Source organism: Paenibacillus ihuae (genome assembly GCF_001368795.1).
Taxonomy (GTDB): Bacteria; Bacillota; Bacilli; order Paenibacillales; family Paenibacillaceae; genus Paenibacillus_AQ; species Paenibacillus_AQ ihuae.
In genome coordinates this window covers 257,475-271,358 of the sequence record NZ_LN831201.1, presented here as the reverse complement: position 1 = coordinate 271,358, position 13,884 = coordinate 257,475, and the positions used below count along the sequence as shown (strand labels likewise).

The 13,884-nt window shown below is 51.3% G+C and carries 10 protein-coding genes and 1 riboswitch; of the genes, 5 read left to right on the top strand and 5 right to left on the bottom strand.

Annotation, left to right across the window (positions count from 1 at the left end):
• Both AQR02_RS25630 and AQR02_RS32925 read right to left on the bottom strand, forming a co-directional pair.
• Positions 1 to 1,836: TPM domain-containing protein (locus AQR02_RS25630; protein ID WP_148449208.1), on the bottom strand; the 1,836-nt coding region annotated here is incomplete at its 3' end.
• 209 nt (positions 1,837 to 2,045) lie between these two features.
• The gene (locus AQR02_RS32925) at positions 2,046 to 2,189 is read right to left on the bottom strand and encodes a hypothetical protein (RefSeq protein WP_167347639.1); all 144 of its coding nucleotides are present in this window, start codon (positions 2,187 to 2,189) and stop codon (positions 2,046 to 2,048) included.
• Positions 2,190 to 2,478: 289 nt separating this feature from the next.
• Between AQR02_RS32925 and AQR02_RS25625 the strand changes: the two genes are divergently transcribed.
• Positions 2,479 to 5,595: an EAL domain-containing protein gene (locus tag AQR02_RS25625; RefSeq protein WP_054943203.1), complete on the top strand. Its 3,117-nt coding sequence runs from the start codon at positions 2,479 to 2,481 to the stop codon at positions 5,593 to 5,595.
• Positions 5,596 to 5,676: 81 nt separating this feature from the next.
• Here AQR02_RS25625 and AQR02_RS25620 read toward each other — a convergent pair whose 3' ends face one another.
• Positions 5,677 to 6,657 (bottom strand): GGDEF domain-containing protein, encoded by a 981-nt coding sequence (locus tag AQR02_RS25620; RefSeq protein WP_159067841.1) that lies wholly within the window; start codon positions 6,655 to 6,657, stop codon positions 5,677 to 5,679.
• Positions 6,658 to 6,985: 328 nt separating this feature from the next.
• Positions 6,986 to 7,085: riboswitch (purine riboswitch) on the top strand.
• A 131-nt stretch (positions 7,086 to 7,216) separates the two neighbouring features.
• On the opposite strand from AQR02_RS25620, the gene AQR02_RS25615 reads away from it, so the two are divergent.
• Positions 7,217 to 8,659, top strand: a complete 1,443-nt coding sequence (locus AQR02_RS25615; protein ID WP_054943201.1) for an NAD(P)/FAD-dependent oxidoreductase — start codon at positions 7,217 to 7,219, stop codon at positions 8,657 to 8,659.
• Between the two features lie 296 nt (positions 8,660 to 8,955).
• Positions 8,956 to 10,395, top strand: a complete 1,440-nt coding sequence (locus tag AQR02_RS25610; protein WP_209444296.1) for a methyl-accepting chemotaxis protein — start codon at positions 8,956 to 8,958, stop codon at positions 10,393 to 10,395.
• Between the two features lie 160 nt (positions 10,396 to 10,555).
• Here the strand turns inward: AQR02_RS25610 and AQR02_RS25605 are convergent, their stop codons facing one another.
• Positions 10,556 to 11,134, bottom strand: a complete 579-nt coding sequence (locus AQR02_RS25605; protein ID WP_054943199.1) for a nucleotidyltransferase family protein — start codon at positions 11,132 to 11,134, stop codon at positions 10,556 to 10,558.
• 297 nt (positions 11,135 to 11,431) lie between these two features.
• On the opposite strand from AQR02_RS25605, the gene AQR02_RS25600 reads away from it, so the two are divergent.
• Together AQR02_RS25600 and AQR02_RS25595 are read left to right on the top strand one after the other, a co-directional pair.
• Positions 11,432 to 12,043 carry an RNA polymerase sigma factor gene (locus tag AQR02_RS25600; protein WP_054943198.1) on the top strand — a complete coding sequence of 204 codons (612 nt, stop codon included), beginning with the start codon at positions 11,432 to 11,434 and terminating at the stop codon, positions 12,041 to 12,043.
• Positions 12,004 to 12,987: a hypothetical protein gene (locus AQR02_RS25595; RefSeq protein WP_054943197.1), complete on the top strand. Its 984-nt coding sequence runs from the start codon at positions 12,004 to 12,006 to the stop codon at positions 12,985 to 12,987. The genes AQR02_RS25600 and AQR02_RS25595 overlap by 40 nt, the downstream gene beginning before the upstream one ends.
• A 131-nt stretch (positions 12,988 to 13,118) precedes the next feature.
• Here AQR02_RS25595 and sucB read toward each other — a convergent pair.
• Positions 13,119 to 13,884, bottom strand: a 766-nt coding sequence (gene sucB, locus AQR02_RS25590) for a dihydrolipoyllysine-residue succinyltransferase (RefSeq protein ID WP_108722101.1), incomplete at its 5' end; no start/stop codon positions are given.

Below are 13,884 nucleotides of genomic sequence, written 5' to 3'. Positions count from 1 at the left end.
GAGGAAGATCCGCTTTACGGCCTCCAGCCGTTCACTCAGTTCATCGAGGCTTTGCGAGACACTGTTAAACTGGCGGGAGGTTTCCTCCTGCAGAGTGAGCAGGCGGTCCAGCCCGCTGCGGGCATTGTCATATTCGCCGCGCTCATCACTGGTCCAGGTTTCGATCTGCGGAACTTCGCCCGCTCCTTGCCGCAGGCGGGCACCGGTTGTATCCAGTACCTCAGCCAGACTGCTGAGATGCTGCTCTGCGAACCGGGATCTTGCTTCGGCAAGCCGGCTCTGCAGTTCATTGCGCCGCCGGGTCAGTCCATCCCAGCTGCTGCGGACCGTCTCCAGATCGCGCAGGTTATTCTGGCGGATCAGTGCCTGCCGTTCCGTTATGGCGATAGCCTCGGCAAGCAGTGTGTCCATGTTAGCGGCAATGCTGCGAACCTGATCCATGTCTCCAATACGCAGCGGCGCTTCCAGCGTCTCTGCTGCTCTGCGCGCCTGCTCCAGACTGTCGTATGGCTTGACCTTCATATTGTGCAGGGAGTTCTGTTCAATCAATCCGTCAAGCTTCGTGCGTGCAGCAGCCAGAACGGAGGGGAAGCCCTGCAGTTTGTCGTCGTAGAGGTCAACATCACGCAGATCCTGCTCGATGTTCTCTTGGTGCTCCTGTGCCTCCTGTGTAATGTCCTGGGCGGCAATCGGATCGAAGAGCTCGAGCTGATCCGCCCTGGCCGTTGCTTCGGCAAGCTCTTTCAGATCCTCGGTAATTTCCTGCAGTTCATAACCGGTCTCTTTAACCGCATCCTGCAGCTGCCCGTCAAGCCCGGGAGCGTCCTTCTTGAGCTCGGTAATCTGCTGCTTAACATTACGGTCGGCATCACTGATTACGGCAATTTGCCGCACTTCTTCGGCAAGCGAGCTGCGCAGCATGTTTGCTGTCTGCTCGGCCTGGACAATCGCCGTCTTAAGCGCAGCCAGCTGGTAAAAGGCCGGCTCTGAAGAGCCTGTGTTTTGCAGCGCGGAGATGTTCACTAGCTGTGCATCCAGGCGTTTGGAGATACCGTCAACCATCTCTCCGGTTTTGCCCTGAACGATACCCTGGAACGGCTGCAGTGACTCCATAGCGCGGTTGGTCTGCACGAGCAAATCAGCCAGCTGCTCCTGCTGGGCTGCAAGCTGCTTACGGCGGCGCAGTCCGGTAAAGAGCACGAACAACACGAATGCCAGCAGCGCGGCGCCTGCAACAATTGCGGCGATTGTCAGCAGCGGAAGACCGTCGTTCTGGCCCCTATTACCGGCTGTGGTCCCGTTGTCCGTGCCGGGTCCAGATCCGGCAGTCCCTCCGGCGCTGCCGCTGGAGGTTCCGCCCGTGCTTCCGGCTCCAGCGCCCGCATTGCCTGGCGCGCTGCCCAGAGACTGCAGCCCGGTGATTAGAGCGCGGATCCCCTCTGCAAAGTCTCCTGTTCTGGCGGAAGGGATGAAATAGGAGTCGATTACACTGGTGATAGCCGAACTTCCAGTGCCTCCGCCCTGGCTCTTTGACCAGCTGTCCAGCGCATTCTGCAGCCCGGGATTAATGAAATTCAGCTCCACCTGCTGGTCTCCTGAGGAGATCAGCAGCAGAATATCCCGGCTGGTTAGCGCCCAGGCATCGTAGACATCACTGGCATAACGGGTTGAATCTGCTCCCTCCAATGAATCGATGGTCAAGATGTGGAAGGTGTAAGGCTCTCCGGCAGCAGTATTGGCAATTGCGGCCGCTTCCTGCGCAGTAAGCAATCCGGCTTCATCGGTAACCAGCCCCTGCTGTGCAGGTAGGCAGCGGCTTGGACTCCGTTCATCCACAGCATACTGAATATCAGGAACAAGGCGATATATTTTTTCAAATAGGGCACTCTCCGTTCTAGAGGACTATGGTTCAGCTGATTAAGCTGATTATATATTATTACACATCCGAAGTCCCGCCGATGCAGAGGGCGGAGATCCATTCGATAAGGGAGCAATAAAAAAAGCCGCATCCCCGGAACACGGGAATGCGGCAATCTGCATGTCAGCTATCTGGTTTGCAGGCAGAGTATATATTGAAGTCTGGATTTAATTTCCTTTTGCCATTTCAAATCTCCAACTTTTACTGCAAGATTGAGCAGATCCAAATAATCGTCAACCTGTAATGTCGTCCGGGTAGTGGCTGCGTTCATGGGTGTTCAGTCTCCTTTAACTCAATATAGTGAAGTGGATTAAATGTTAGTATACAATAATGATAATCATTATCAACTGTTAATGCTATTATCCACATTTTATCGGTAAAAAGCAATATAAAATTATAGGTTCTTACTTTATTTCTGTTATACCAGCTTCCGGACAGCGGGATGTTTGCACATTTTATCACAATCTAAGAGGGGAGAAGCAGGAATGCTACCATTTTTTGTCGAATACAGGATGTTATAAAGGCCGTTAGCTGATTTTTTTGTAAAAAGGAGAATTGCGATGAAGCGGTGTAAACTCTTGCTTCTAATTAGCATCGTGTTCATGCTTACACCCCCTGCTGCCGCTCACGCTGAAAGACAGGACATAAGATACCAGGCAGAATTAGATTATCCGCCTTATAAATACGTAGAGAATGGATATCTGACCGGCTTTGATATTGACCTGACGAGCATGATTTTTGAGAAGCATAATTATCTGGTTCATTACAGTACGGGTGATTGGGAGAAGACCTATAAACTGCTGAGGAACGGGAGGATCCACACAACCGGACTTATGGCTGTGACGGAGCAAAGGAAAAAGGACATATTATTCTCTACTCCTGTATTTAAGAGCTATGTCTCCGTGTACTCGCGGCAGATGCTCAAAGAGAAGGTGACCCTAAGCACGCTGGGGAAATATAAAGTCGGCGTAGGCAAAGATCAATACCCGGAAACAGTCCTGCAGAGCAAAGCGCATGTTTCGCAATACATAGAATACGCAACTGTACCGGACGCGCTGAAAGCTCTCCAGAATGGCGAAATTGATCTCCTGTTTGAGAATCAGGGAGTTGTCGATTATTTAATCGTGGAGCGGGGACTGACGGGTAAAATCATTCGCAAAATGAGCAATTTATACCCTGTAGAAGTCGCTTATGGCGTGAGTAAATCAATGTCCGGACTTGTCCCGTATATCAATGCAAGGCTTGAGCGGCTCGAGCGCTCCGGGGCTTTTGAAGAGCTGTATCAGCAGTATTTCTTTACCCATTCAGACGGCTACACCGCAATGATATATGGCAGGATTATTTCCGGCATCGTTATTGGTGTGTCTGTACTTTTATTTGGGATTATTTGCATCAGGATATATATCCGGCGGCTCCGGCGGAGAATTCATTCGGAGCAGGAGTTTTTTGAAGATGTCATCGAACATACCGGCATGATGGTGTGGGCAGTGCAAGGCGATAAGAGTATTGTGCGCTTTAATCAGTATGCAGAAAAAATGACCGGGCTAAAAGAGAAGGAAGTGCTGGGCAAAAGGCTTGATGATCTTCCTGAACTTAAAGGCGGAGTTGCTCTGCTCCGGGATTTGCTGACCAGGGCGGTCAACCAGGATTACGTCAATAATGTGGAGTTGAAGCTGCCGGATCATTCAATGGAAGCGCGTTTTTTTTCTATCCGGACTACATTTATCAACGGAATGGACGAGCAGGATGAGAATATCTATCTTCTCGTGGGGCTGGATATCGATGACTGCAAACAGAGCGGGCTTAAGCTGCAGCTCAGCTATGAGGAACTGGAGTCCACCTACGAGGAGCTGTCGGCAACAGAGGCTGAATTGCAGGAACAGCTGCACAAGCTGAGTGTAAGCGAACGCCGTTTCCGCCTGACTTCCGAAGGCTCCGGGGCCTATATATGGGAGCTGGACTCCAATACCGGGAGCTATAAGCTGTCAGACCGCTGGTATGAGGTTATGGGCTATACAGAGGAAGAGATTAACTCGTTCGAGAATGGGGTGCTCAGTATTATTCACCCTAATGACCAGCAGGCAGCAAACAAAGCCAGGCAGGATCACCTTAACGGACTGACCCCGATCTACGAAACCGAATACCGCATGCGCACCAAGGACAATAGTTATATCTGGTTTGAAGTCAGAGGCAAAGCTATGATTAACCCTGCAGATGGGGTAGTGCTGTTCCATGGCTCCCTGATCGATATAAGCAGACGTAAGCAGGCGGAGCTCAACCTGCAAAACAGCTACCAGGAGCTGGAGGGGACCTATGAACAGCTCACGGCGACACAGCAGGAGCTTGTAGAGCAATACGACATGCTGCTTGAGAATCAAAAGAACATCCACCGACTGGCCTATATGGATTCGCTCAGTAATCTGCCGAACCGTATCTCCCTGCTGGACACAATGGAGAAATACTTCCGGCGGCCGGGAAGCAAAGCTGCGCTATTGTTCGTGGATACAGATAATTTTAAATATATTAACGATACGCTGGGTCATAAATCAGGGGATATTCTGATCCGTAAGGCCAGTGAGAGATTAGAGTCGCTTGTCCAGAATGAGGCGATGCTCTCCAGGCTCGGAGGCGACGAATTCGTGATATTTATCGAAGACGCGGTCAACCGTGATAAAGTGCTTACCTTAGCAGATAATATTCTGCGCGCCTTCCGTAAATCTTTTCTTATCGGAGAGAGTAATCTGTATGTATCCGTCAGCATCGGCATTTCGTTCTACCCGGAAGACGGGGAAACTACAGAGGAGATCCTTAAGAATGCCGACGTGGCGATGTACCGGGCCAAAGAGGAAGGAAAGGGCACCTACGTCGTCTATGACAAATCGATGCATACCCCGTTCAACGAACGGATGAATATTGAGAAGCATCTGCGCAGTGCAATGAACAACAATGAATTTGAGCTGCACTATCAGCCTCAGGTGGATATTAAGACAGGTTTGATCTCCGGTTTTGAAGCTTTGATCCGCTGGAATAGTCCGGTGCTCGGATTTGTATCTCCGCTCTCTTTCATTAAAATTGCTGAAGATTCCAGGCTGATTATTTATATTGGGGAATGGGTGCTGAAAGAAGCCTGCAGTTTTATGAAAAGCATCCATGACCGTACCGGCCTGCTCCACAAAATATCCGTGAACATTTCAATTATCCAGCTGCTGCAGGAGGATTTCGTGGAAATGGTCTTGGAAAGCCTGGAGGAAAGCGGCCTTGAACCAAGCTGTCTGGAGCTTGAGATTACGGAATCCATCTTTATGGAATCCTTCGAAAATACGGTCAGTAAGCTGGAGTTGCTCAAGTTACGCGGCATCCGTATTGCCCTGGATGATTTCGGAACCGGTTATTCGTCCTTAAGTTATTTGCAGCACCTCCCGATTTCTACGCTCAAAATGGATAAGATCTTTATCGATTCCCTGGCCGATGACGCGTACAGCCAAACATTCGTCCATACCATTATTGTGCTTGGCCATAAAATGGGGCTTGAGGTTGTAGCCGAAGGAGTGGAGGATGTCAGTCAGCTGGCATTCCTGAACGAATCTGACTGTGACAAGGTTCAAGGCTATCTGGTAAGTAAGCCAGTGCCTCAGCGCGGCGTCTGGGAACTGCTTGAGCATCAGAATTTTTATTGATTGTATTAAAAAGAAACGGACCTGCGAATGTACGCAGATCCGTTTCTTTTTCGTGATCAGATATCAAAGGGGGCGGCTTGCCTACAGCAAAACAATTTTATTTTTACCGGTTTTCTTTGCTTCGTAGAGGGCATCATCCGCCTGCTGGAAGGTGAAGCTTTTCGAGTCGGTGACTGAAAACTCATGCATTCCGATGCTTACGGTTACGGAGCTGCCCTCCATTTCCGCGACCGGCATGCCTGCGATGCCTGTAAGGATCCGCTCCATAATTTCATTGGCCTCATTCAGGGGCTTGGCGGTCAGGATAACTACGAATTCCTCTCCTCCGTACCGGGCGGCAAAATCATCAGTACCGATATGTTTCAGCACCATAGCAGCTACTTGCTTAAGAACGATATCTCCTACCCAGTGCCCATACTGGTCATTCACTTTTTTGAAATTGTCGATATCCAGGACCGCTAGCTGCATCGGAAAGGGGTTGCTCTGCTGATGCTCAATGAGCCAGCCCAGATATTCATGAAAGGTCTTATGGTTATACAGGTCGGTCAAAGGGTCAATTTTGGAGAGCCGGTCCATAATGATATTCTGGATACGCAGATCCTGCTCCGACTTTACAGAGTCTTCCAATGACCGCATAAGGTCTTTGCCCCGGCAAATGACTCCAAATCCGGCCAGTGCAGTAGCGGCGAAGATCAGAGCGATAATAACATGCTGGATCCGCAGCGTATATTCGTAGGACGGTGTACTAATAAACAGCATAACGGTGTAGATCAGACAAATGGCTGAGGATAATTTCATATAACTGCTTTTCAGATAAATCATGGATACAAGCAGAGGTGCAAGCATGATAAGCGGCTTCACCGGATAATCTATACTAAGATTTGTAATGATCAGGATAGCATAGATATGACTTGCAAAGACAATCGAGAGCTCTGAGTACTCAGGTTTCCATTTGCGGATCGATTCCAGGATGAGAATAAGGACAAGGATGATGGAATCGGGAATGAACACATGGGTAACGAAATATTGACGATCCGAAAATTCAGGTCTAAGGCCCCACATAGATAGTGAGATAAAAAGCTGGCTTGCCAAATAAACAAGCAGGACCAGCCAGAATGTATTCAGAAGCACCCGGTTCCAGTGATTTTGGCGAGGAGTTGGGGGTGGGATATGCATGAACAGTTCCTCATTTCCAGTAGCAATATATCTATATATTCGACAAATGTTTCGGTTATCCTCCCAAAGGCTGTAAGTGTTATAATGTTCGTGTTTGGGTGATATATTAGAATACTTGGGTGCTGATAGTTCATTATTTAGGATATAAAGACGAATTATCTATTGTATATGTCCTTGACACATTCGTATGTTTTCTGTAAAATCTCAATTGGCTCATATAATAATTGATGCTGTTCGTATATCCCCGAAGATAGGGTTTGGGGGTTTCTACAGGGAACCGTAAATTCCTGGCTACGAATAGGGTGCATTTTGCATACCTATGAAGAGGCCGGGATTTTTTGTGTTGCGTTTACAGAAATCTATAGATATCGCAGAAACGAGAGCCCCTCGCCTGATTGCTACAGGCACAGGACAGCCGTTTCTTCCTGGGAGGAACAGAGAACAGATGAGTAAATATGATGTGATTGTCGTGGGTGCGGGTCCGGCCGGAATATTCGCTTGTTATGAATTGACGCGTAAAGCGCCCGAGTTGAAGGTACTGCTTGTGGACAAGGGGCATGATATATACCGCCGCAGCTGCCCGATCCTGGAGGAGAAAATCAAGCTGTGTCCGCCCGCTTCGGGGCGTAAGGAATTCGCAGGCTGTCTGCCTGCCTGTTCGATCACTGCCGGTTTCGGGGGAGCGGGAGCTTACAGTGACGGCAAATTTAACATTACAACAGAGTTCGGCGGCTGGATGACCGACTACCTGGCCCCATCGAAGGTGCTGGAGCTGATCGAATACGTGGATGCCATCAACCTTGAGCATGGGGCGACACCGGTAATTACCGACCCGACCACGGAGAGCATCCGTAATATTGAGCAGCGCGGATACGCCGCCGGACTCAAGCTCTTGCGGGCGCAGGTGCGGCATCTCGGCACAGAGCAGAACCTGGAGATTCTCAAATCAATCTATGAATATTTGAAAACACGAATTGATATGTTATTCAGAACCGAGGTTCAGGATATTGTTACTGTTAAGGAGGACGGCTCCCACCGGATTACGGGAATTATACTCAAAAACGGTGAGAGTTATGAGGCAGATAACGTGATTATTGCCCCCGGCCGTGACGGCTCTGCATGGATGACCGAGGTGCTGAAGAAGCGCCGGCTGAAAATGTATAATAATCAGGTCGATGTAGGGGTAAGAGTTGAGACGTCGGATGTGGTAATGCGTGAGATTAATGAACACCTGTATGAAGGCAAATTTATTTTCAATACGTCGGTAGGTACCCGTGTCCGCACGTTCTGCAGCAACCCTTCCGGTCATGTTGTTGTAGAAAATCACAGCGGTGTGATGGCGGCGAACGGCCACTCGTATAAGGATCCGAAGCTTGGCTCAAAAAACACGAACTTTGCCCTGCTGGTGTCGCATACCTTTACAGAGCCTTTTGATAAGCCGAATGAATATGCCCGGGAAATTTGCAAACGGGCCAATGATTTGTCCAGCGGCGGCGTAATTGTGCAGAAATATGGCGACATTCTGCGCGGACGCCGTTCTACAGAGACGCGGATCAAGGAAGGGTTCCTCGAGCCGACGCTGAAAGAGGCGGTTCCCGGTGATCTGGGCCTTGTGCTGCCATACATCACTATGAAGAGCCTGATCGAAATGGTAGAGGCACTGGAAAAGGTGACGCCGGGCATCGCATCGGAACACACACTGTTCTACGGCGTGGAAGCGAAGTTCTATTCCGCCCGGCCGAAGCTGACAGACAGGCTGGAGACGGAAATCTCCGGGCTCTACTGCGGCGGGGACGGTGCAGGTGTAACCCGGGGACTGGCTCAGGCGGGTGCAGCCGGAGTCTGGATCGCGCGGGGGATCCTGGAGCGGGCAGCCGTTACTGCCTAAAATAACAGATACAATAAAGCGGGCTGTCTCTTCGTGCAAAGTGTTTGCGCTTGGAGATGGCTTTTTTTCGTGAAGGGATTTAATCATGGCTGATTAACTCATGGAGTTTTATTGTATGGGACTTAAGGCATAAAGCTATATCAATGAAAGTATTTCCTTTATTTAACTCTGTTGATATAATGTTAGAATACATAACATGATTGGAGTGGAAGTTGGAAATGTCAGTTCGCCGGAGTAAGAATGTCCTAGTCACACTGTTGCTGCTGCTGGTTGGTCTGTATGGGTTATGGATTGATATGCTTTGGGTCCATAAGCTGGTGTTCCTGGTGTTGATGGCGGCACTCGGCGGGTTCGCATGGAATGCTTACCGCAGCGGACTACAGAGGGAAGAGCTTCTGAAGCAAACCCGGGACCAAGTCGAAAGTCTCAGCAATGAAATTGTCGTTACCTCGGACAGGCTGCACGGGGCGCTTGAGGAAATCAGCCGCCATACGGAAGGGCTGCAGCAGACAGCCGATTATTCACATGCCTATGAAGTAGACCTGCAGACCCGCAGTACTGAGGCTAAGGCTAATATCGAAGGCGCTTTTGCGACAATGGGCGGAGTGGCGGACGTAACCGCACATATTAAGGAGCTGACCGAACGGCTGGGGGCAAATATGCTGGATGCCCGTCAAGAGATGACAGGCATGCTCGGCTCCCTCCGGAACACGGATGCGGTGATGGCGGAATTACAGGAGCAGAGTGCGGATATGCTGAGTAAGTTCACAGCACTGAGCGGTCATCTTGCCCTGGTAGAGGAGATTAATTCCCTGATTGTCGGGATTGTGAATGAGACCTCGCTGCTGGCGTTGAATGCTTCGATTGAAGCGGCACGGGCCGGTGAGCAGGGACGGGGATTTGCCGTGGTTGCCGGCCGCATCAGGCAGCTGGCCGATCAGAGCCGAAGCTCGGTGGAACGGTCTTCAGCTGTGCTGTCGGATATCAATCACGGGGTCCGGCAGGTGCTGGATTCAGTAACTAAAGAGCAGAATGCTGTCTCCCATGGGGTGGATGAAGTAGCGGCTGTGAAGCTGCGGCTGTCCGATATGTCGGCAAGAATCGAAGAGGTAGGGACCGCCGTTGCCGATACCGTTACCGCCGCCTCGCGGCAGAGCGGGCTGATCGGTATAGTGACAGGGGAGCTAAGCGGTGCGGTAGCCATTGTGAATGAGACCATTGCCGGTGTAGATCTGACGCTGGAGCAGGTAACACGGCAGCGGTCGCAAATTGGACAGCTGAATGAGATCAGCGCCAGTCTGCTTGGCGAGTCGCAGGCTTTACAGCAGTCGGTGAACCAGATCGCCGGACGGGAGACTGTTGAAATGAGCCAGTACGCTGCCCGGCTGCAGGAAATGCAGAGCCTGCTGCAGGAAATTTCAGCGAAGCAGGAGCTGTGTGCACCGGATGCTGTCAGCCACGGCAATGTGCTCACTGCCTGTATGAAAAGGGTGCCTGATGTCCAGGCGATCTGGTCCAACCGCACGGATGGCACCTTTATCTACTCCGAGCCGGCGGCCGGACTGATGAACGCCAAACGCCGCGACTGGTGGAACGGGGCGATGAGCGAAGGTGAATATGTCTCCCGGCCGTATGTATCGGCGATTACCAAACGCTCCTGCATCACTTTGTCCCGGGCCATTAAGAACGGGCAGGGGGAGACAGTGGGGGTGGTGGGGATAGATCTGGCGGTATAGGCTGAAGGAACGTCATATGTTGAGTGACGGTATCCAGTATGGATTATGCGGACAGCAGGCACTGTGAAATACAGGAGCCTGCTGTTTAGATTTTTACGGAGCATAGAATATTCTTAAGTTACTCTTATACGGTTGTTGTACAGAAATTTAATATGCGTGATCAGGATTCCACTACAGAAAGGATCTTCAGCTGATTCCAGACCGCCTGCCAGTTCTTTTTCGACACCCGTTCTTCGTAGATGCTCTTGAGCCGGGGGGTAGTACTGAATAGCGGAGAGGGCCTCACGACCATGTCCAGCACATCTCTGAGCCCATGCGGTGCAGATAATAGGATATCGCCCTGTCCGGTAAGAGCAAGACCAAGGGCGGTCGCCGTTTCAGGGAATTTGGACATGCCGTCTGTGGCGGAGGAATAGGGCGCCAAATTGTTAACGGTATGCATTCTTGCTTGATTTTTGACCGACCAGGGGACCGAAGGATCAATCTCCCGCAGCCGGGCTTCCCAGGCTTTCTCAACTTCCTCGCGGGTATCCTCCGGGTCGAAATAGATTACATCTACATCCGCAAGTGGTGTTCTGTCGTTAAAGCCATGCTGGACATCCCACACTTTAGAGCGCACAAATCCGGCGCAAACCCAGCAGTCCGACAGTTCCAGACTGCTTACGGCTGCCAGAATATCCATCATCCAGCGGTCTCCCGCAACTAGACGCAGCAATTCTTCCTCATTATGTATCCTCAAATGACAGTACCTCCGTAACATGATTAGATTTACTGATAGCTACGGTTTCATTTTAAAGGAACAATAGGCTGATTGCTAATGAGGATCATTGGTCTGGTTCGTTCATCGCAGCGGCCCCGGGCAGAAGAAGCAGGCAACTCTTTTTTTGATAGGCATGAAGCACACAGTCTGCTAAGAGGACTGTGTTGCCGCGGAGCGAAAAGTAATAGGATGGGAAATTCCGGCGCGTACAAAAAAAAATCGGACGCAGGCACTTTTTGCTGCTGCCATGTGTTGTAGAGATATACAAGTTAGGAGGTGCTGGCAACGTCACAGGAGCATTTGAGAGATACGAAGCAGGTGGAGGCTGTAGTCGAACAAGTCCAAAAGGGAGACCGGGAGCAATACGCCTGTATTGTCGATTATTTTCAGCAGCCGATCTACCGGTATTGCTGCCGTCTGTTAGGAAACAGGCAGGATGCCGAGGATGCGGTGCAGGACATTCTGGTAAAAGCCTATCAGTCGATCAGAGGGTACAAGCCAGATGTAAGCTTCTCCGCCTGGCTCTACAGGATCGCTGGCAATCATTGCTTTAATCTGCTCCGCCGGCGGCGGCTGCAGGGACATATCCTGCGGATCTTCCGGCCGGATACGATAACGGCAAGTGCGGAGCAGCAGCTGGAGGCGCGGTTGTTCAGCCCTGCCCTGGAGTCGGCGCTGGCACAGCTATCGCTGGAGGAAAGGAACATTCTGATGCTGCGGGTGTTTGAGGAACTCACCTTTCAAGAGATGGGCCAGATTCTAAGCAGCAGTCCTAATGCGCTGCACAAGCGGATGGAACGGATTAAGCGCAAAGTCAGGGAAACTATGCAGACAGAGGAGGGGATCCCTTGGAACGAACCGGAATCCATAGCGGGTACCAAGATATAAGGGAAGCCGCTGCCCGTGAGGAGCAGCTGCCCAGCATTAACGTAACGGAACAGGTAATGGCGCGGGTAAGGGGAATGGAGCAGGTCCGGAGCGGGCGCGGGATAAGTTTTGCCGGCAGAACGGCAGCGACCTCAGGGCTGCTGGTCCTGCTGCTGCTGATCACAGTAACGGCTTATGCAGCCTCGGAATACATTCAGATCCGCAATAAAGAGGGAGTGGTCAAGGTACAGCATCTTGCGGAGAGCCAGATGCCGCAGGGCGGTGGCATATCCTCCTATTCGAAATATGAGCAGAAGCTGATGAATTTTGCCGAGCCTGGTGAGCAAATTGTGTATTACGTCAGAGGAGAACCAATTTCTGAGGGGACGGGGAGCTTACTGCAATTTGCCTACAAGGAGCAGAAGATTACAGACTATTCTGCCTTTCTGAAGCAAATGGAAACCAAACACTCACCTGTTATCCTGCCAGAGACCGCCGGAGGGTATGCTTTTAAATATGGCAAGGTGAATCCTTTGTACCCGCCAAAGGCAGAACGGGACAGCAACCCGGTCTACAGCCAGGCACTGCATGAGCTGATCGGCGAGGCCAAGCAGGATAAGAAGCGGAATCTGTTCATGAAGATACTGCCTTGGACCGAAACCGGCTATGTGAGCGCAGAATATACCAAGCAGGGAGCCATTGTCGGTATCTCGGCTTACCTGATGAACGGCGGTAACATGACGGTATATCAGCAGCCGGAGCAACAGGCAGAGAAACTTGAAGTAGACGGCCGGGAGCTCATCTATAATCATGTGGTCAGACCTGAAGTGGTCACTTACCATTACCTGAACTGGTACAATGAAGGGCAGGATACCTATTTTATGCTCACGACCTATGGGGATAGAGCGCTGACCAAGGAGCAGCTGCTGAAGCTGGCAGGTGAATTGATGAAGGGCGGACTGTAAGCGGAGCATGTTCGTAACAGGATAAATGGAAAAACAATAAGACGAACCCGATTACCATAGGATGTGGAAATCGGGTTCGTTGTTTTGGGTAAGAAGACGGTGAACCTGTCTTTACCCCTCTTATTATGCAATTATCCCTCCAGCAGCAGCGCTTCCGGATCCTCCAGCAATTCCTTGACCTTGACGAGGAAGCTTACCGCCTCCGAACCGTCCACGATCCGGTGATCGTAGGAAAGGGCGATATACATCATCGGCCGGTTGACGGTTCTTTCCTCATCCAGCGCGATCGGACGCAGCTGGATCTTGTGCATGCCGAGAATGCCGACCTGCGGGGTATTCAGGATCGGTGTAGAGAGCAGGGAGCCGAATACACCACCGTTTGTAATCGTAAAGGTGCCGCCCTGGAGTTCCGGAAGACTGAGCGTGTTGGCGCGGGCCTTGGCGGCCAGTTCGCCGATCTGCCGCTCGATTTCCGGGAAGCTGAGCCGGTCCGCATCACGGACAACCGGTACGACCAGTCCTTCCTTGGCGGAAACGGCGATGCCGATATCATAGAATTTCTTAATCAGCAGCTCCTCGCCGTCAATCTCTGCATTCAGCAGCGGATAGGCTTTGAGCGCGCCGATGACAGCCTTGGTGAAGAAGGACATGAAGCCGAGTCCGACATCATGCTTCTCTTTGAAGGCATCCTTGCGCCGTTTGCGGATGTCGAGGATGGCGGTCATGTCCACCTCGTTGAAGGTGGTCAGCATGGCCGCGGTCTGCTGCGCTTCGACCAGGCGGCTGGCAATCGTCAGCCGTCTGCGCGACATGCGCTTGCGCTCCACGGCCTTGCCGTCCTGCGGCGTTGCATTAGCCGCAGCGGGCTTCGCTGCCGCAGGTGCAGCCTGCGGCGCC

Bases quoted from the DNA above. Each gene is read 5' to 3' on its own strand.
- AQR02_RS32925 (WP_167347639.1), bottom strand. From the start codon at position 2,189: ATGAACGCAGCCACTACCCGGACGACATTACAGGTTGACGATTATTTG.
- AQR02_RS25625 (WP_054943203.1), top strand. From the start codon at position 2,479: ATGAAGCGGTGTAAACTCTTGCTTCTAATTAGCATCGTGTTCATGCTT.
- AQR02_RS25620 (WP_159067841.1), bottom strand. From the start codon at position 6,657: ATGTGGGGCCTTAGACCTGAATTTTCGGATCGTCAATATTTCGTTACC.
- AQR02_RS25615 (WP_054943201.1), top strand. From the start codon at position 7,217: ATGAGTAAATATGATGTGATTGTCGTGGGTGCGGGTCCGGCCGGAATA.
- AQR02_RS25610 (WP_209444296.1), top strand. From the start codon at position 8,956: ATGCTTTGGGTCCATAAGCTGGTGTTCCTGGTGTTGATGGCGGCACTC.